16 protein-coding genes are annotated in these 18,763 nt (G+C 62.7%); 8 read left to right on the top strand and 8 right to left on the bottom strand.

From position 1 onward, the window contains the following. Nucleotides 1-18: 18 nt before the first annotated feature. The 5 genes from AAFN55_RS15490 to AAFN55_RS15470 all read left to right on the top strand — a co-directional run bounded on the left by AAFN55_RS15490 (nt 19) and on the right by AAFN55_RS15470 (nt 7,512). Complete coding sequence (locus AAFN55_RS15490; protein WP_347799725.1) at nt 19-729, top strand: nitroreductase; 711 nt, start codon at nt 19-21, stop codon at nt 727-729. 131 nt (nt 730-860) lie between these two features. Beyond that, on the top strand, nt 861-3,350 hold the full coding sequence (locus tag AAFN55_RS15485; protein WP_347799724.1) for a mechanosensitive ion channel domain-containing protein: 2,490 nt from the start codon (nt 861-863) through the stop codon (nt 3,348-3,350). A gap of 95 nt (nt 3,351-3,445) precedes the next feature. Next, nucleotides 3,446-3,715: a hypothetical protein gene (locus tag AAFN55_RS15480; RefSeq protein ID WP_347799723.1), complete on the top strand. Its 270-nt coding sequence runs from the start codon at nt 3,446-3,448 to the stop codon at nt 3,713-3,715. Between the two features lie 200 nt (nt 3,716-3,915). Further along, the gene (locus tag AAFN55_RS15475; protein ID WP_347799722.1) at nt 3,916-6,477 is read left to right on the top strand and encodes an FAD-dependent oxidoreductase; all 2,562 of its coding nucleotides are present in this window, start codon (nt 3,916-3,918) and stop codon (nt 6,475-6,477) included. 201 nt (nt 6,478-6,678) lie between these two features. Beyond that, nucleotides 6,679-7,512 carry a DUF1194 domain-containing protein gene (locus AAFN55_RS15470; protein WP_347799721.1) on the top strand — a complete coding sequence of 278 codons (834 nt, stop codon included), beginning with the start codon at nt 6,679-6,681 and terminating at the stop codon, nt 7,510-7,512. An 11-nt stretch (nt 7,513-7,523) separates the two neighbouring features. Here the strand turns inward: AAFN55_RS15470 and AAFN55_RS15465 are convergent, their stop codons facing one another. From AAFN55_RS15465 to AAFN55_RS15450, 4 genes are all read right to left on the bottom strand, one after another. Continuing rightward, nucleotides 7,524-8,522, bottom strand: coding sequence for a GlxA family transcriptional regulator (locus AAFN55_RS15465; RefSeq protein ID WP_347799720.1), 999 nt, complete (start codon nt 8,520-8,522; stop codon nt 7,524-7,526). Between the two features lie 226 nt (nt 8,523-8,748). Further along, entirely contained in the window at nt 8,749-8,886 is a 138-nt protein-coding gene (locus AAFN55_RS15460; protein ID WP_347799719.1) for a hypothetical protein, read from the bottom strand. 258 nt (nt 8,887-9,144) lie between these two features. Next, nucleotides 9,145-9,318: a hypothetical protein gene (locus AAFN55_RS15455; protein WP_347799718.1), complete on the bottom strand. Its 174-nt coding sequence runs from the start codon at nt 9,316-9,318 to the stop codon at nt 9,145-9,147. Nucleotides 9,319-9,415: 97 nt separating this feature from the next. Next, nucleotides 9,416-9,595, bottom strand: coding sequence for a hypothetical protein (locus AAFN55_RS15450; protein WP_347799717.1), 180 nt, complete (start codon nt 9,593-9,595; stop codon nt 9,416-9,418). Nucleotides 9,596-9,725: 130 nt separating this feature from the next. Between AAFN55_RS15450 and AAFN55_RS15445 the strand changes: the two genes are divergently transcribed. Together AAFN55_RS15445 and ligD are read left to right on the top strand one after the other, a co-directional pair. Beyond that, on the top strand, nt 9,726-10,622 hold the full coding sequence (locus AAFN55_RS15445; protein WP_347799716.1) for a LysR family transcriptional regulator: 897 nt from the start codon (nt 9,726-9,728) through the stop codon (nt 10,620-10,622). Between the two features lie 57 nt (nt 10,623-10,679). Next, on the top strand, nt 10,680-11,585 hold the full coding sequence (ligD, locus tag AAFN55_RS15440) for a non-homologous end-joining DNA ligase (RefSeq protein ID WP_347799715.1): 906 nt from the start codon (nt 10,680-10,682) through the stop codon (nt 11,583-11,585). 10 nt (nt 11,586-11,595) lie between these two features. On the opposite strand, the gene AAFN55_RS15435 is transcribed toward ligD, so the two are convergent. Beyond that, nucleotides 11,596-12,501 (bottom strand): alpha/beta hydrolase, encoded by a 906-nt coding sequence (locus AAFN55_RS15435; protein WP_347799714.1) that lies wholly within the window; start codon nt 12,499-12,501, stop codon nt 11,596-11,598. A 144-nt stretch (nt 12,502-12,645) separates the two neighbouring features. After that, the gene (locus AAFN55_RS15430; protein WP_347799713.1) at nt 12,646-13,398 is read right to left on the bottom strand and encodes a hypothetical protein; all 753 of its coding nucleotides are present in this window, start codon (nt 13,396-13,398) and stop codon (nt 12,646-12,648) included. 270 nt (nt 13,399-13,668) lie between these two features. Here AAFN55_RS15430 and AAFN55_RS15425 point away from each other — a divergent pair, with 270 nt between their 5' ends. Next, nucleotides 13,669-15,555 (top strand): AIPR family protein, encoded by a 1,887-nt coding sequence (locus AAFN55_RS15425; protein WP_347799712.1) that lies wholly within the window; start codon nt 13,669-13,671, stop codon nt 15,553-15,555. Nucleotides 15,556-15,662: 107 nt separating this feature from the next. Here the strand turns inward: AAFN55_RS15425 and AAFN55_RS15420 are convergent, their stop codons facing one another. Together AAFN55_RS15420 and AAFN55_RS15415 are read right to left on the bottom strand one after the other, a co-directional pair. Next, nucleotides 15,663-17,729, bottom strand: a complete 2,067-nt coding sequence (locus AAFN55_RS15420) for an ASKHA domain-containing protein (protein ID WP_347799711.1) — start codon at nt 17,727-17,729, stop codon at nt 15,663-15,665. A 10-nt stretch (nt 17,730-17,739) separates the two neighbouring features. After that, on the bottom strand, nt 17,740-18,705 hold the full coding sequence (locus tag AAFN55_RS15415; protein ID WP_347799710.1) for a methyltetrahydrofolate cobalamin methyltransferase: 966 nt from the start codon (nt 18,703-18,705) through the stop codon (nt 17,740-17,742). Nucleotides 18,706-18,763: the final 58 nt, after the last annotated feature.

Here is an 18,763-nt window from a genome sequence, read left to right as displayed (position 1 = left end):
CATACCGAAAGGCAGGCAATGCTGGCACCAGACAAGAAGATCGAGCAGTTGGACGAGACGGCTATTGTCGACGAGGCGATGCTGTCGCGCCGCTCGGTGCGCGCATTTCTGCCCACGCCCGTGGACGACGAGACGATCCGCGACATCCTGCGCGTGGCGGCGCGCGCGCCGTCGGGCACGAACATGCAGCCCTGGAAGGCTTACGTGCTCAGCGCCGAGAAGCGCGAACAGGTCGCCCAGGCGATTCTGAATTCCGGTGTTCGTGCGGAAAAGGTCGTCTGGGACGACTATGTCTATTATCCCGACCAGTTCTTCGAACCGTATCTGACGCGCCGGCGCGCGGTGGGCTTCGCGCTCTACAATCTGCTCGGCATCGGCCGGCGCGAGGTGGAGCGCATGCGTGCCCAGCACGACCGCAACTTCACCTTCTTCGACGCGCCCGTCGGCATGATCTTCACGATCGACCGCCGCCTCAACAAGGGGTCATGGGTCGATCACGGCATGTTCCTGCAATCGATCATGATCGCGGCGCGGGCGCGGGGATTGCATACCTGCCCGCAGGCGGCGTTCGCGCCCTATCACCGCCAGATCCGGCCGCTGCTCGGCATTCCCGACGAAGAAATCGTCGTGTGCGGCATGGCGCTCGGCCATGAGGACGAGAGCAAGCCGGAAAACCAGCTCCGCAGCGAACGCGCCGAACTGGACGAGTTCGTCAGCTTCGTGAGCTGACTGCCCTCACTTCGCAACCGACTTCCCCGTCGGCAGGGCGAAGCGCTATCGCATCGTCGGGCGCTTGCCGCGCTTCGTGCGCTCTCGTATCTATGCGCGGGCCGAACAACCAACGAGAATCGCCGGCGCGCATGACCATGCCTGTCCTTTCCCTCCTGCGCATTCTCGCTGTCGCCTCGGTGCTGTTCGCAGCACATGGCGCGGGAGCCGCATTTGCGCAGGCCACTCCCGCCGGCGAGAACGCAACCAGCGTCGGCGCGACAGCACAGGCCGCGCCCGGCGGCTCCGAATTGCTTGCCGGGCAACAGGCGGTCATTCGCGGCATCGCCACGGAAGCCGGGCAACTCGAGTTGCGGATGCGCGACAACGCTGAAGACGACAGCGTGCTCGTGGATGTCCGCAACCGCCTCGACGAACTCGCGCGGCGGCTGATCAGCAGCGGCGTCACCTTTCGGCCTCGACTTTCGGCGATCAATGACAGGCTCGACCAGATCGGTCCCGCGCCGGCCAGCGATCAGCCGCCGGAGCCGCCGGCCTTGCGCGACGAGCGCCAGGAACTGATTTCGGAGAAGGCGGAAATCAACACGCTTCTGGGCGAGGCCGAAACGCTCTCGCTTCGCGTGAACCGTATGATCGACACGGTCGCGCAGATGCGCCGCGACCTTTTCACCAACACGCTCTCGCGCCGCTACGACATCTCGACTGCGCTCAGTCCGGCGGTGCTGGAAGACCTCGGCGTCGAATTGCAGCGTCTCACCCAGTCGGTCTCGTCCTGGTTGCGGTTCATCGTCAACTTCAGGCTCCAACCCGTTCTGATGGCGACGTTTTTCGCCCTGCTTGCTGCCGTGGTGCTGTTCTTCGGCGGGCGCAGGCTGTTCGGCGGACTGGTCGTGCCCGATCCGGGCGTCGAGACGCCAAGCTATCTCAGCCGGCTCTCCGTCGCCTTCTGGTCGACGCTCCTGTCGTCGGCGACGGTCGCGATGTTCCTCTTCGCGACGTATTTCTTCTACAATTATTACGCCGTGCTGCGCAGCGATATCGCGCAGATGATGGTGACGCTCTTCAACGTCATCGCGATCGTCTATTTCGTCTACCGGCTGACTGCCGTCATCTTCGCGCCGCGCAATCCGACCTGGCGGCTGGTGCCGATCGAAACGCCGGCTGCCCGTACCCTGTTCTGGCTCGCCTGGCTCACCGCGCTCGTCACCGGCGCGGATTTCTTCATGAGCAAGGTCAACGACGTGATGAGCTCGCCGCTGTCGCTGACGGTGGCCAAGAGTCTTTTCGCGACGGTCATCGTCGGCCTGCTGGTCATGGCGATCGGGCTCGTGAAACCCTATCGGGGCTATGACGGGCGGCCGAGAGGCTGGCATCCGCTGTTCCGGGGACTGCTCTTCGTGCTCGGCGGCGGCACGATCCTTGCCGCGATGCTGGGCTATATCGGCCTCGCGCGGTTCATCTCGCAGCAGATCGTCGTCACCGGCGCCATCCTGGCCACGATGTATATCGGCTACCTCTCGGCTGCCGCGCTCTCCGACCTCGGCGCATTCACGAAGACCGCGCTGGGCAAACGGCTCGACGCCTATTTCAACCTCGACGAGTCGACCGAAGACCAGTTCGGCCTCGTGGCGAGCATCACCATAAACCTGCTGGTTCTTGCGCTTGGTATCCCGTTGATCCTGCTGCAATGGGGCTTCCAGTGGGGCGATATCCAGTCGTGGGCCTACAACATCGTGACCGAGGTCCGGGTCGGGTCGATCACGATCTCGATCATCGGCATCCTCACCGGCATCGCGGTCTTCATCCTCGGCTATTTCGCGACGCGAGGCTTCCAGCGGTGGCTGGACGGCAAGGTCATGTCGCGCGGCAAGGTCGATGCCGGCGTGCGCAATTCGATCGGCACTGCGGTCGGCTATGCGGGCGTGGCGCTGGCGGGCCTGATCGGCATTTCGGCGGCGGGCATCGACCTGTCGAACATCGCGCTGGTGGCCGGCGCGTTGTCGCTCGGCATCGGCTTCGGCCTCCAGAACATCGTCAACAACTTCGTGTCCGGCCTGATCCTGCTGGCCGAGCGGCCGTTCAAGGCGGGTGACTGGATCGTCGCGGGAGCGGTCGAGGGCACCGTCAAGAAGATCAGCGTGCGCGCGACCGAGATCGAGACGTTCCGCCGCCAGACCGTGATCCTGCCGAACTCGGAACTCATCAACGCCGCCGTCGGCAACTGGACGCACAGGAACCGGCTCGGCCGCATCGAGGTGCTGGTCCGCGTCGCCTACGGCGCCGATGTCAGGCGGGTCCACGAGCTCCTGATGGAGATTGCGCGCGGACACCCGCAGGTGCTTCGCAATCCCGAGCCGATGGTGGTGCTGCTCAATCTGGGCGAGGGCGCGCTGGAATTCGAGATGCGCGTGTTCCTCGCCGACATCACGAGCCAGGGCGGCATCGCCAACGAATTGCGGTTCCAGATCCTGGAAGTCTTCCTGCGCGAGGATATCGGCATCGCGCTGGTCGCGCGCGACGTCTACCCGAAACCCCCGGAAGAACCGGACGCCGAGCCTCCAGTGCTCGCCGTTCCGGAAGAGCCTCCGGCCGCGCCTCGAAAACGCAGGAAACCTGTATGATCGTTCAGTTGGCGTTCAGATTGCGGGCGGTATAAAGGTCAGGACAAGAGGCGAAAGTCTCGGGTAACAGGGGCGGTGGAAACACCGAAACGACGATGAAGACGCTTTTGACTGCCACGGTCCTGATCCTCTTCGCGGTGCCGACCGCGAGCGCGATCGCAGCGACCATTACCAATCGCGACGCCGACGCGCACACGCTGGTCGTCAGCGAAGGCGGCAGCCAGTCCGAGGTGTCGATCGGCGCCGGCGAGACGATCGAGATCTGCCCTTCGGGCTGCTTCGTCACGATGCCGAACGGCGATCGCGAGGCGCTGACCGGCTCGGAAACGATCGACATCGAGGCGGGCCGCGGCAGGATTCTCTGATCCGTGTGAGCCATCGATATCTGCAACGGCCGGGCCACTTGCCCGGCCGTTTTGCATTTCAGCGCGGTGCCTGATGCCGATGGTAGCGCCTTCCCGTCTTGCGGGTCGCGCGCCGTTTGCGGCATGTCGCATTCAGGACGAGCGCGGGATCGGCACACAGCCTATTGTCTGCGCGCAAAAGCACTTCGGAGTCACGGGCAATGGCAGAGTTTCCGGCAAAGGCGAAGGTCGTCATCATCGGCCTTGGCGGTATCGTGGGCGCATCGGTCGCGCATCATCTGATCGAGCGTGGGTGGGACGATATCGTCGGCATCGACAAGTCCGGCATCCCGACCGACATCGGCTCGACGGCCCATGCGTCCGACTTCTGCTACACGACCAGCCATGATTTCCTGTCGTGCTGGACGACGCTCTATTCGATCGATTTCTACGAGAAGATGGGTCACTACGCCCGCGTCGGCGGCCTCGAGGTCGCCCGCGTCGGTGATGATGCCCGCATGGACGAGATCAAGCGCAAGATCGCCTCGGCAAAGGCGTTCGGCACGCGCGCCCGCCTGATCGAACCGGCCGAGATCAAGGAAAAATTCCCGCTGATCGAGGAGGAGCTGGTGCAGGGCGGCCTGTGGGACCCCGATGCCGGCCTCGTCATCCCGCGTTCGCAGACGGTTGCCGGCAAGCTGGTCGATCAGGCCGAAGCGTCGGGCAAGCTCAAGGCCTTCGCGAACACGTCCGCCAAGTCGTTGATCATCGAGAACGGCCGCATCAAGGGCGTCGTGACCGAGCGCGGCACCATCCATGCCGACTATGTCGTCGTCTGCGCCGGTATCTGGGGGCGCCTGATTGCGGAAATGGCCGGCGAGGATTTGCCGGTCATGCCGATCGATCACCCGCTGACCTTCTTCGGCCCGTACAATGAATTCGCCGGCACCGGCAAGGAAATCGGCTGGCCACTGCTGCGCGATCAGGGCAATTCGGCCTATATGCGCGACACCGGCGACCCGAAAACTGCCGAGGGCGGGCAGATTGAGTGGGGGTATTACGAGGAAACCAATCCACGCCTTTGCCATCCGCGCGATCTTCTGGAGAAGAACCAGGCTCGGCTCTCGCCCTCGCAGCGCGACCTCGACATGGACCAGATCATCGAACCGCTTGAGCGCGCGATGGAACTGACGCCGATCCTGGCGGAGCTCGGCTACAATGAAAGCCACTCCTTCAACGGGCTGTTGCAGGTGACGAGCGATGGCGGGCCTTCCATGGGCGAAAGCCAGAAGGTGCGCGGGCTGTGGTATGCGGTCGCGATCTGGGTCAAGGACGGCCCCGGCATGGGCAAGCTCATCGCCGACTGGATGACCGACGGGCGCACCGAAATCGACCACCACGCCGTCGATTATTCGCGCTTCTATCCGCACCAGACGCAGGAACAGATGATCTGGGATCGCTGCACCGAGACGGCCATGAAGGTCTACAATCCCGCCGTCCACCCGCGCGAACCCTTCTCCAAGGGCCGCAATGTGCGCCGATCGCCCTTCTACGAGCGCGAAAAGGAGCTCGGCGGCTATTTCATGGAGCTTGGCGGCTGGGAGCGCGCCCATGGCTATGCCGCCAACGAGCATCTGCTCGAAAAATACGGCAACCGCATTCCTGTGCGCGAAAACGAATGGGACAACCGCCATTTCTGGCGCGTTTCCAATGCCGAACATCTCGCCATGAGCGAGGATTGCGGCATCGTGAACCTGTCGCATTTCGCCATGTACGACATCGAGGGGCCGGATCATGTCGCGTTGCTGGAATGGCTGTGCGCAGCCAAGATCGGCGGCGACAACAATATCGGCAAGGGCATCTACACGCATTTCCTCGATGAAGAGGGCATGGTGCGCGCCGACTTCACCGTCATCCGCATGGCCGACCGGTGCCGTCTGGTCGACGGTGCCGATGCCGGCCCGCGCGACTTCCACTACATGCGCCGCGTCGCCGAGGACAACGGTTTCGACGTCACCATCACCGATGTGAGCGAGAAGTACGTCACCATCGGCATCTGGGGGCCGAACGCGCGGACGACCTTGCAGAAGGTGGTCGAGAATCCCGATGGCCTGACGCACGAGAATTTCGCGTTCGCCGCGATCAAGCCTTTGAAAATCGGCGGCAAGGACGTCACCGCCTTCCGCATCTCCTATGTCGGCGAGCAGGGCTGGGAACTGCACATGCGCTACGAGGACGGCCTCGCCGTCTGGGATGCGCTCCGCTCCACCGGCATCATGCCGTTCGGCGTCGAAACCTACGCCAACACCCGCCGCATGGAGAAAAGCCTGCGCCTGCAGAATGCGGACCTCCTGACCGAATACAATCTGCTGGAAGCCGATCTCGCGCGTCCGAAGGTCAAGGAAGCCGATTTCTGCGGCAAGGCGAAGCACGAGGAATATCGCGCGCGGAAAAACCAGCCGGCCATGCTGTGCACGCTGGTCATGACGGACAATCACGATGCGAAGGGCGTCGCGCGGTATCCGGTCGGCATCATGCCGGTGATCGACCCGGAAACCGGCGAGACGCTGGTCGACGACCTCGGTCGCCGCTCCTTCACCACGTCCGTCGCCTATGGGCCGACGATCGGCAAGAACATCGCGCTCGCCTACCTGCCGTGGGGGTATTGCCAGGAAGGCCGCAAGCTCGCCGTCGAGTATTTCGGCGAGACCTATGAGGTCGAGGTCGCATCGGTCGGCTACAAGCCGCTCTACGACCCGGAAAACCTCAAGCCGCGCAGTTAAAGCATGTCTCCCAAAAGTGGGAACCGGTTTTGGGATCAAGACATGCGCAAGAACAAAGACCTGAAGCGTGGCAAGCGAATCCGAAGGATCGCGACACGCTTCAAGTCGAGGACGGAATTCATCGCGAAAATGTGAAGGGAGAGGCCCGCTTTCGCCGGGCCTTTTTCTTTTCAAGCGAAGGTCTTTGCGTATCCTTCCCGCATGGCACGTCTGCGGCAACCATTACTCGCGTTGCATGCCGGTCTCATTCTGGCGATTGCGACGGTTGCGCCCCAGAGCGCCAGCGCCGAGATCGTCGATGTCGAACTCATCCTTGCCGTCGATGTGTCGCTCTCCATGTCGCCCGACGAACTGGCGATCCAGCGCGATGGCTACGCGGCCGCGCTGACGCACGTGCAGGTGATCAACGCCATTCGCGACGGTGCGCACGGCAAGATTTCCATCACCTATGTCGAATGGGCCGGCGCGACCGTCCAGCATGTCGTCGTGCCCTGGACGATCATCTCGAACCTGGACGAAGCGCGGGGCTTCGCGGAGAAGCTGACGCTGCATCCACCCAAGAGCGCGCGACGCACGTCGATCGCGGGCGCGCTGGCCTTTGCCGGAGATCTCTTTGCCGAGAGCCCGAACCGCGGGCTGAAGCGCGTCATCGATATTTCAGGCGATGGCCCGAACAATCAGGGCGGCAACGTCTCGGACGCCCGCGATGCGCTGACCGAACAGGGCATCACCATCAACGGCCTGCCGCTCATGACTAATGGCGGGTTTTCGAGCGCATATGACGTCGCGAACCTCGATATCTATTATCGCGACTGCGTCATCGGCGGGCCGGGCGCGTTCATGATCCCGGTGAACGAGTGGACGCAGTTTCCCGAAGCGGTGCGCCGCAAGCTGGTGCTCGAACTGGCCGGCGGCCCGTCGCCGCGCGATGCGGAGTGGGCGTCCGTCGTGACCGTGCAGGGCGAGGCGCCGGCCGATTGCGAGATCGGCGAGAAGATGTGGCGCGACCGGTCGTGGATGTGGGACAGCCGCTGATCGCGAGCCGATCAGGCCGCGATCAACTGCTTGCGATCGACGCGTTCCTGCTGCGGCGAGCGTGCATAGAGCTCGCGATAGCACTTTGAAAAATGCGACGCGGATACGAAACCGCAGGCCACCGCGACCTCGACGACCGGCAGCGATGACTGGATGAGCAGGTGGCGCGCGCGGTCCAGCCTGATCTCCAGATAGTATCGCGCCGGAGAACGGCCCATTTCCTGCCGGAAAAGGCGCTCGATCTGGCGGCGCGACAGGCCGACATGGTCGGCGATCTCGATCAGCGACAGCGGCTCGGCGAGGTTCGCCTCCATCAGTTCGATGATGGTGAGAACCTTGGAGTTCTGCACGCCGAGGCGCGCGCGCAAGGGCAGGCGCTGGCGGTCGGTCGGGCTGCGCACCCGGTCGGTCAGCACCTGCTCGCAGACGCGGTTGACGAGATTGTCGTCGAAATCGTCGCCGATGAGCTTCAGCATCATGTCGAGCGCGGCCGTTCCGCCGGCGCAGGTGTAGATGTTCTGGTCGACCTCGAAGAGATCGGCGTAGACGTTCGTCTTCGGGAAAGCCTCCTGGAAACCGGGCAGGTTTTCCCAGTGAATTGCGCAGCGGCGGTTGGACAGGAGCCCGGCCTGGGCCAGGACGTAGGCGCCGGTGCACAGTCCGCCGATCGATACGCCGCGATTGTACTCCTCGCGCAGCCACGCGAAGACGGATTTGTGATAGTATTTTTCGACGTCGAGGCCCGCGCAGACGATGGCCATGGACGGACGATCCGGCCCGGCCATCTTGCGGCGCTCGTCTTCAAGCGAGGTGTTGACCGCGCACTCGACGAAATTCGATGCGCGCACCGGTCGCCCGTCGGCGCTGGCCAGCCGCCATTGATAGGCATCGTAGCCCAGCATCCGGTTGGCCGCGCGCAAGGGTTCGATCGCCGTTGCGAAGGCGATCATGGTGAAATCCGGAACCAGGAAAAAGACGATCGAACGTTTGACTGCGTTTTTGGGGGACACCCAGGCCTCCGTGATGAAGCTTGCGCCCGCTGACAGGTCATGTCGCGATCAGCAAAGCGTCATCAGGAAAACGCATAAATGTCAATGGTATGCGGCGGTAGAATTTGACAAGTCACCCGCGCGGGGGGCGCAATGCCTCATAAAACCAAACGACGACGCCGCAGAGCAGCCTTCAGGCTGTCCGCGGCGTCGTCGATAGGTGTCGTCCAGAAAAGCGGGCTGCTCGTCAGTTGACGAGGAAGCCGAGGCGCGATGCATTCAGAGCGGCTGTCTGGCCGGGCATCGTCTTGCTCAGGCGCTGGCGCTCGAGTTCGGTCGTCAGATTGGATTCACGACGGGCGAAAAAGCGGGAAAAAAGTTTCATGACACATCTCCATGCAGAGTCAGAATCTCACACGGAGCGGCCTTCGCATTATGGAGTGGGGTCGCTCGTTTGATGATGCGTATATAGGCGTTGTGCGGCGCACACAAAGCGGGAAATGCGAAGTGCGACACCTGAAATGCGACACGAAAATCGGCAGTCTGCCGTCAAAATCGCCAGATAGCTCAAGGCATTCAGAGGCTTGAGCCCGGAAACGGCTGCCATGCGCCTGTTTCATGTGCGCCATGCTCATTTGCATGGCTATCTCGTGCGCTGCGAAAGACTGTGTATGAGCTGGTTCGACCAGCCGTCGACCATCGCGCTGGTGACGGCAGCCGGGCGCGCCTGCATGCGGTAGGCGTCGGTTTCACGCTGGTGTGAGCCCGAATGGCCCGGCAGTTTGAGATGCTTGGTGATGGCTGCAAGCAGAGACATGGATCTGCTCCTGTTCTGGCAATGGAGCCGTCGCAGTGAGGCTCCAGTTTACGGCGCCGCGAGGCGGTCTCGCTGCCTCGCGGCGTCCGCTCCGGCGTCAATGCCGCGACCGCAGGCTGGTGCGTGTGTCGTCCTTCTGTGGATTGAACGAGCCGGGCCAGCCGATGTCCTTCTGGATTTCGCGCGGGAGGCTCGAAATTTCCAGATAGGTGCTCAACCGGCGACGGCGGGCGCGATACTCGGAGGCGATCTGGCTCAGCGTGCTGAAGATGGTCATCGTCTTTTTCCTTCCAGCTTGCGACGGACGAGATGTCCTGCGCTCTGGACTTGACTATCGCGCCGGTTCGATGTTCAATCAAACGAAATGGAATGATGTTCTCATTCAGAAAAGTTGATGCAGGCGAGCCATGAACGCACCCCTCAACCATCCCATGCCGCTTCTCGATCTCGACGTGCTGCGCACCTTCGTCGCGATTGCCGAGACCGGCAGTTTCACGCTTGCGGCCAATTCGGTGTTTCGCACGCCGTCGGCCGTCTCGATGCAGATCAAGAAGCTGGAGGACATCCTCGGCGTCGCCGTCTTCTCGCGCGACGCGCGATCGGTCTCTCTGACGCAGGATGGCGAGATGCTGATGGGCTACGCCCGCCGCATCCTCGCGCTCAACCGCGAGGCGGTCGCGAAGTTCATCATTCCCGACATTGCCGGCGTGGTGAAGCTCGGTTCGCCGGATGATTATGGCGAGCGCGTTCTGCCCAACGTGCTCAAGCGGTTCGCGCAGACGCATCCGTCGATCGCGGTCGACGTGACGATCGACCAGAGCGGCAATCTGCGCCGCCGCATGAACGAGCGGCAGCTCGACATCACCTTGTTCACCGTCTGCAAGAACATTCCGCCCGAGGCCGAGGTGCTTCTGACCGAGCCGATCGTGTGGGGCGGGGCCAAGGGCGGCTGCGCGCATCTGCGCGAACCGCTCCCGCTGTCGATCTGGGAGGAAGGCTGCGCCTGGCGCGCCGACGCGCTGGAGGCGCTCGGCCGCTCGGGGCGCGACTATCGCATCGCCTATATGAGCGCGCATACGGCCGGCCAGCGCGCCGCGATCCTGTCAGATCTCGCCATCGCGCCGCTGCCAAAGTCGTTCATCGGGGACGATGTCGTCGCGCTCGGGCCCAATGAAGGACTGCCCCAGCTCTCGAACTACAATCTGGCGATGATCGTCGCGCATGACGCCTCCGCACCGGTTCAGGCGGCCGCCGACCACATCCGCGCGACCTTCGAGGCATTCCGCGAGACCGGCAAGTTCTGAGCCGCGCCGGAACCGTGATGTCCGGCCATCCGTTCTGGCCTGACGCAGGAGGCCGCCATGGCAAGCAAGGGCAACGAGACGCATGTCGAGGGCGTCAGGCTGACCAGCCCCGACAAGGTGCTGTTCGACGAGCAGGGCATCACGAAAGCCGACCTTGCGGCGCACTATGTCCGCGTCGCCGATCGCATCCTTCCCCATGTGCGCGACCGACTGCTGAGCCTCGTGCGCTGCCCGCAGGGCGCGACCGGCCAATGCTTTTACCAGAAGCACGATTCCAAAGGCTTTCCCGCTGAACTGAAGCGGCTGGAGATCGAAGAGGCCGACGGTGATCGCGCGAACTATCTCTATGCTGACGGTCTGCCCGGATTGATCGCCGGCGTGCAGATGGGAACGCTGGAGTTCCATATCTGGGGCTCGAGGATCGACAGGCTGGAGCAGCCCGACCGGCTGGTCTTCGACCTCGATCCCGACGAGGCGCTGGGCTTCTCCGATGTGCGCGAGGCAGCAGGCGCGTTGCGCGACCGGCTGGATGCGCTCGGGTTGAAGACCGTTGCGATGGTCACCGGCGGCAAGGGCATCCACGTGATCGCGCCGCTCGAGCGCGGCGCCGAGTGGTCGCAGGTCAAGGCGTTCGCGCGCGGGTTCGCGGAGATGGTCGCGGCCGACATGCCGGAGCGGTACGTCTCGCAGGCGGCGAAGGACAAGCGGGAAGGGCGCATCTTCATCGACTGGCTGCGCAACGAGCGCGGCGCGACGGCCGTGACGCCGTATTCGACACGGGCACGCAAGGGCGCGCCGGTGGCGACGCCGGTGACGTGGGATGAGCTTTCGACGCTCAAGGCAGCCAATCTTTTCCACATCGGCGACATGGAGAAGCGGCTCTCCCAGCCCGACCCGTGGGCGGAGGCATCGGGCTGGAAGCAGGGCGTCACCGCAGCGATGCTCGGCGCGGTCCAGGGGTAGCGTTCGCGCTTCATGGTTTGCCCCCGCTCCGTGACGCCTTGAGCCAGGCCACCATCTCGCCGCGCGCCGCGCGGGCCTCGGGCATGTCGATCAGCGGCCAGACATGGATCATGCCCTTGCCGGTGACGAGTTCGACGTCGGCGCCAGCCGCCCGCGCTTTCTCGGCAAAGACTTCCGTGTCGGGATGGAGCAGGTCGCGCGTGCCGGAGAAGACCAGCGTCGGCGGCAGGATGGAGAGGTCGCCAAGGGCCGGGCTGATGCGCCAGTCGCTCATGGCGAGATCGGCCGCGTAGATCCGCACCGCTTCGGTGCCGCCGGGAATGTCCAGCCACGGGTCGAGCTTCGCCAGTTCGATCGTCTTGGGATTGGAGAGGGTCATGTCGACGCCGGGCGATATCAGGACCAGCCGGTCGGCCAGCGGCCAGCCCTCTTGCGCCGCCATCATCGTCAGCACCAGCGCCATGTTGCCGCCGGCTGAATCGCCCATGATCGCCACCTTCTGCGTGCCGTCCACGACCTCGCGATAGACCTCCGAGACCATGCCGTAGATGGCGTGGAAATCATGTTCGGGCGCAAGGGGATAGATCGGCACCGAGATATGCGCCGACAGCCGCTCGCACATTTCCGCGATCAGCTTCCAGTGGAACGACGTCATCTCGAAACAATAGGCGCCGCCGTGGAGATAGAGCATCCGCCGCGTCGGCGGCGTGCCCTTCGGCTTGACCTCGTAGACGGTGTGGCCCGCGACCTGCCGCCTGGAGATGTCGACCCTTTGCGCGACTTTTACGGGCGGACGGTGGTCCTGCGTCAGCCGCGATTTGGCGATCCAGGCGTGCAGGCCCTCCGGCGTGCGGAACGCCTTCTTGCGGGTGTTTTTGAGCACGAAGGCGACGAGGTGGGATTTGAGGGAGGGCATGGGCGGCTGGCTCGGATGCGACGTTGGGATCGAATGGATATATCCCTGTTTCCAGCCAAATGTGTCGCTGGCATGCCTCTCCGTCGCCACGCCGCCTCACGGCGGTGGCCATCGCCCCAAAATGTCCGCATGCCGGGCCCGGCGTCATGAGGTGTCCGGCGGCTCGATCGCCCAGAGCGCCAGATCATGGACCGTGGCGAGCACGCCGTGGATGTCGTGGGCGGGCCGGCGGTCGCGGGGCGAATGCCGGCCGGGCGGGTGGCCGGGCCGCAGGGGCCAGATGCGGCGCATGCGGGCCTTGGACGACCTTGCATCGCCGCCGGTGACGCGGCGCGTGGCCCCCGCACCGGGGTTTTCGGTGCGCGCGGCATCGCGGCGCGCCTGCCAGTGCGCGAAGCGTTTTGCCTGTCGGGGCAAATCGTCGAGCGTCGCGGCAAGCCCCGCCAGCCGGTGGCCAAGCGGCGCGGCGTCGATCGGGTCGGACGGCATCGGCGGCCGGCGGATGGGTGACGGCTTGGTGAAGCCGGGGAAGGAAATGCGCGGCAGGACGGAGGGCGACCGACGCGCGGGCCGGCCGAAGCGCGGCAGGGGATCGAACAGGCGGAAGCCACGGGCGACAGGGTGCCGAGGCCGGCGTTTGCCCGCCGGCTTGCGCGAGCGCGCCGGCTTCAGGGTTTCGGAGAGGCCCCGCGCGGCGACGATGACCAACCGCCGCGCCGCCGCCTCCGCCGGCCGCAGCAGCCGCAGCACCGCGCGATGGAGCCGGCGCGGCAGGGTTTTGCGCGGCTCGCCTTCGGTCCGCGCCGTCGACGGATCGATCCCGGCCATGGCGACGAGCATCGCCAGCACCCGCTTCAGTGCCTCGCGGTTTTTCTCGATCGCCGCATTCCAGTCCATCGCGCCCTCCCGACGCCGTTGGTCGTCAGGGGGATTTTAGCGCGGGTTGGGAGGGGGTGGATAAAGTGAGGGCGTTTGCGGATAGTCAGGTTTGGGGTGGCGCTCGGCGGATAGGTGCCGTTCTGAAAATCGACCTCAAAACCGAAGCAAGGAAGTCTACAGGGGGAGGTACATGTTGAGTTGCTGCTCAGAAACTCGTTGGTGAGTTACTGCAGCACTACCCAAATATCGTTTCGTTGCCTACAACGATGTCGATTTGGGGGAATGGGCATGCAATCAAGTCAAGGCAAAAAGTACGCAATTCTAACTCGTATTCTCGATGAATATGTCCGCGAAGGACAAGGAGTTAAGCAGCGTCGCTCCTTCTTTGACACAAGCACTGAGGAACGGCAGAATCAAGCTAGGGCGAGAGCATTTATCCATCTCTACTTGGCTTCTACATACGGCGTCGTGGATTTCGAAAGTCGTGAAATGACGATAACCGATGCCAGCAATGACGGCGGCATCGACGCGTATTTTATTGACGCGGAGAACAAGGTTCTTGACGTAATTCAATCGAAATTTAGGGTTGGGCCGTCCAACTTTGAATCCAAAAACATCACCCCAGAAGAACTCTTGGCAGTCGATATCGGTCGGATTCTCGCCGGACATCTCGAAGATGCAAGTGGGCAGAAATACAATGGTTATATCCACGCCTTCGTCGATAAAGTTTGTAAAATACCTGATATCGCAAGATATAAAACAAAGGTTACAATATTAGCGAACGTCAAGTGCGAGCAATACCCACTTGCTGAGCGTTTATTTCAAGGTGATGATGTCAATATCGTAAACTTCGAACGTTGCTATAGTGAGTTGGTGTTGCCAACAATTAGGGGTGAGCAGCACTACACATCAAGCCTGCGATTGCAGATTGACCTGAGCAACAAGTCAGGCAGCTCTCGTCTCAGCGCCGAGATCAACACAGCTCATGGTCCCAGCCAGGTTACGGTTGTCCTGGTGCCAACGCTCGAAATCGCGCAAATCATGTCGCGCTTCAAAAATTCAATCCTTCGTTATAATCCGAGATCATATCTGGAATTCAAGGAGCAACGAACAAACGAGGGTATACGAGAAAGCATCGTTGATATCGACACAGGTGAGTTTGCTATTCTGAACAACGGGATCACTATCGTTTCTGATGAGACCTACGTAAACGAACGCGTAGGCGCAAAAAACAAGGCTCAAGTTGAGATCGTGAATCCCCAAATCATCAACGGTGGGCAGACAGCGTTTACACTTGCTAGGATTTACGACGAGAGTTCCGACATTGAACGCGAACGCCTATTCTCTGGGAAAGAAGTGGTTCTTAGGATCATCACTCTGCCGCAGATTGACGAGGATTCCAAAAAGAAATTGATTTTAAGCATATCATCTGCGACTAATTCTCAAACAACTGTTTCATCAATTGATCGCACGGCAAGTAACGATCAAAATAGACATCTAGCTGAACTAGTTTTTAATCGAACTGGAATCCTGTATGAGCCCAAGCGTGGCGAATACTCTGACGCCTTGCGTAGCAAATTCATAAGCAAGGATGATATTGTTGAACGAACCATTTTTACCCGTATCATGAATATCGCATGCGGCCGTTTCGCAGTGGCCGTTGAGCGGAAGATGATGAAAAACACCGGGGGCATCCTCCCGCAGATAACAGATGAGGACATCGATAAATTTCTTGATATTTATACTATTTATTCGGATGTATCTCAAAATAGACAACTGCGCGGCGCAGCAGACAAGGTTATCAATGACCTTGCTTTTTCTGTGTTTGTTCGTGAGCTAAGACTCAAACGGCATCGAGATGGGCTCACTGATTGGCTGCCAAGGGTGATAGCGGAAGCACGAGATCTATACGGGAATTTTGAAAACTGGGCGTGCGAGAATACGCCAGATTTCCTCACTACTCGTATCGACAAAAACTCAGGTGCAAAAAGGGAATTCTTCGCGTTTGCAAAATGGCGAAAAAGCGCCCGGTACGTCAAGGATGTGGAAGCTTATGTCAATTCTCTCGAGCTCATAGACGAGGAGTCTGCTTCAAACATATACACACCGATACTCCAGAAGGGCGCAATTGCCGAGATGTCCGAGTTGCTGACGGTGATACCAAAAGCGGACTGACCGGCTCCACCCCTTTGTCGTCATTCCCCCCCAGCCTCAAACACGGCTGCTTTCGAGAAAGCCTCGAACTGGTTTGAACGACCGGGACGAGGCCCAAACCCGCCTCCCTACCGCTCCCGCCTCGCCGCGCGTTCCTCGCGTGAACGCCTGCGGGGGGCGTTGTCGCCGGTCGGGCCGTCGTCGGAGGGGGTTTTGCGGGCTGGGAGTTTTACCTGTTCGGCGAGCTTCAGGAAGGGATCGACCTTGTTGGGCAGGGCCATCGCGTTGATGAAGAGCTGCTGGAAGTTGGGTTCCAGCGCGGTCTCGATCTTTTCGATGCGCTTGACCGTCTCCTCGATCTCGCGGCGGTAGTCGCGGTTGAGCAGGGTCATCAGCGCGCCCTGGCCGGCCGCGTTGCCGACGGCCTTCACCTCGGCCAGATCGCAATCGGGAATCAGGCCCAGCACCATCGCGTATTTCGGGTCGATGAAGGAGCCGAAGGCGCCTGCGAAGCGGATCGTGTCGACATGGTCGATGCCGAGCTTTTCCATCAGCAGCTTGACGCCGGCATAGAGCGCGGACTTGGCGAGCTGGATCGCGCGGATGTCGTTCTGCGTCACGGTGATGCGCTGTGCGCCGTCGTGCAGCAAATAGGAGAAGGTGCGGCCGTTCTGCAGGATGCGCGGCGTGCGCGCGGCCATCGCCCCATCGACGACGCCGTCTTCGGAGATGATGCCCGACAGATACATCTCGGCCACCACCTCGATGATCGCCGAGCCGCAGATGCCGGTGATGCCGAGCTTTTCGGCGTCTTCCGCAAAACCGTCCTCGTCGGACCATTTTTCGGAGCCGATGATGCGGAATTTCGGTTCCAGCGTCTCCGGGTCGATGCGTACGCGCTCGATCGCGCCGGGGGCGGCGCGCTGGCCGGACGAGATTTCCGCGCCCTCGAAGGCGGGGCCGGTCGGCGACGAGGCCGCCACGACGCGATGGCGGTTGCCCAGCACGATCTCGGCATTGGTGCCGACATCGACCAGCAGCATCATGCCGTCCTGGCGGTAGGGGCCTTCGGACAGGGTGGCGGCGGCAGCATCCGCGCCGACATGGCCGGCGATGCACGGCAGGACGTAGACGCGCGCGCCGTGGTTGATGTTCAGGCCGATCTCGCTGCCCCAGGAGTGGACCGCGCCGGATACGGCGAGCGCGAAGGGGGCCTGGCCGAGCTCGGTCGGGTCGATGCCGAGGAAGAGGTGATGCATGATCGGATTGCCGACGAAGACGGCGTCGAGGACGTCGTCCTGGCTGACGCCGCCCTCGGCGCAGACTTTTGCGACGAGATCGTTGATCGCCTCGCGCACCGCCTTCGTCATCGCCTCGCGGCCGTCCGGGTTCAGCATCACGTAGGAGACGCGGCTCATCAGATCCTCGCCGAAGCGGATCTGCGGGTTCGACGCGCCCGACGAGGCGACCACGCGGCCCGAGAGGAGCGAGACGAGATGCATCGCGATGGTGGTCGAGCCGATGTCGCAGGCGATGCCGTAGGCCTCGTTGTGCAGGCCGGGCCACAGCGCGATGATCGTCGGGCGCGAGCCCTCCATGTCGCGGTGGATCGCGGCGGTGACGCCCCACTCGCCCTTGCGCAGGATGGTCTGGACCTGCGGCAGGAGATGCTGCGAGACGAGCAGATCCTTCCAGCCCCAGTCCTTCTCCAGCATCACCTTCATGCGGTCGAGGTCGCCGAGCGGCTTGTGCATGTCGGGTTCGTCGACCTCGACATAGCAGAGCTGGACGGCCGGGTTGCGCTCGATCACGCGGTCGATCGCGGCCTTGCGCACGACTTGCGCGTTGATGACGGTGTCCTGCGGCACGTCGATGACGAGGTCGCCCTCGATCGTGGACGAGCAGGAGAGGCGGCGGCCGTCCGCCAGGCCGCGCACGCGCTGGTAGCGCTCTTCCTTGGCGCCGAAGGCCGAGATGTGGTCGTTAGACGAGACGATCTTGTGCTTGGCGAAATTGCCTTCCTGAACCACGACCTGGCAGCGGCCACAGGTCGCCCGCCCGCCGCAGACGCTCTCGACATAGACGCCGAGCTGGCGCGCGGCGTCGAGCACGACGGTGCCTTTCGGGAACCGCCCGCGCTTGCCGGACGGCATGAAGAGGACGAGGGGGTCGGTGAGGTTGGCCGGGGCGTTCATGGTTCTGGAGCTATCCGCGCGCCATCCGCGCTTCGCGGCCGCCGCGGCGCCTGCCGCCGTTGCCGCCGTCACCGGGCGCGTTGACGGCGACCGGGGCGGGGGCGTGGACCTCGCCGGGCTTGTAGTCCTTGTAGGTCTTGATCCAGGTCATGCAGTCCTTGTCGGTGCCGGCGAGCACGTTTGCGCCGCGCACGGCTTCCATCTCCTGCGGGCGGCAGGGGTTCATGATGGCTGATGTCATGCCGGCGCCGATGACCATCGGGATGAAGGCTGCGTTGATGCCGTGGCGGTGCGGCAGGCCGAAGGAGACGTTGGAGAGGCCGCAGGTCGTGTTGACCTTGAGTTCCTCGCGCAGGCGGCGCAGGAGCGCGAAGACCTGGCGGCCGGCGTCGCCCAGCGCGCCGATCGGCATGACCAGCGGATCGACCACGACGTCATGGGCGGGGATGCCGAAATCGGCGCAGCGTTCGACGATCTTCTTGGCGACCGCGAAGCGCACGTCCGGGTCCATGGAGATGCCGGTCTCGTCGTTCGAGATGGCGACGACGGGGACGTTGTATTTCTTGATCAGCGGCAGGATCGCCTCGAGCTTTTCCTCCTCGCCTGTGACCGAATTCACCAGCGGTCGGCCCTTGGCGACCTTGAGGCCGGCCTCGATCGCGGCGGTGACGGAGGAGTCGATCGACAGCGGCAGGTCGACGAGGCCCTGCACGATCTCCAGCGTCTGGACCAGAAGGCCGGGCTCGGTGGCGTTCGGATCGACGGTCGTCACGCCCGCATTGACGTCGAGCATGGTCGCGCCCGCCGCCGCCTGTTCCAGCGCGTCCCTGATGACGGTCTCGAAATTGCCGGCCTGCATCTCGGCCGCCAGCTTCTTGCGGCCGGTCGGGTTGATGCGCTCGCCGATGACGCAGAAGGGCTGGTCGAAGCCGATCACGATTTCCCTGGTCGCCGAAGCGACAATGGTGCGGGTCATGGAGTTCTCCTCGGGATATAAAGATTTCTTTATATCGTTACTGTTGTCGCTTCAAGAT

The organism is Mesorhizobium sp. CAU 1732, assembly GCF_039888675.1.
Taxonomy (GTDB): Bacteria; Pseudomonadota; Alphaproteobacteria; order Rhizobiales; family Rhizobiaceae; genus Aerobium.
The sequence above is the reverse complement of the archived record's forward strand: the minus strand, read 5'-3'. Positions and strand labels throughout refer to the sequence as shown.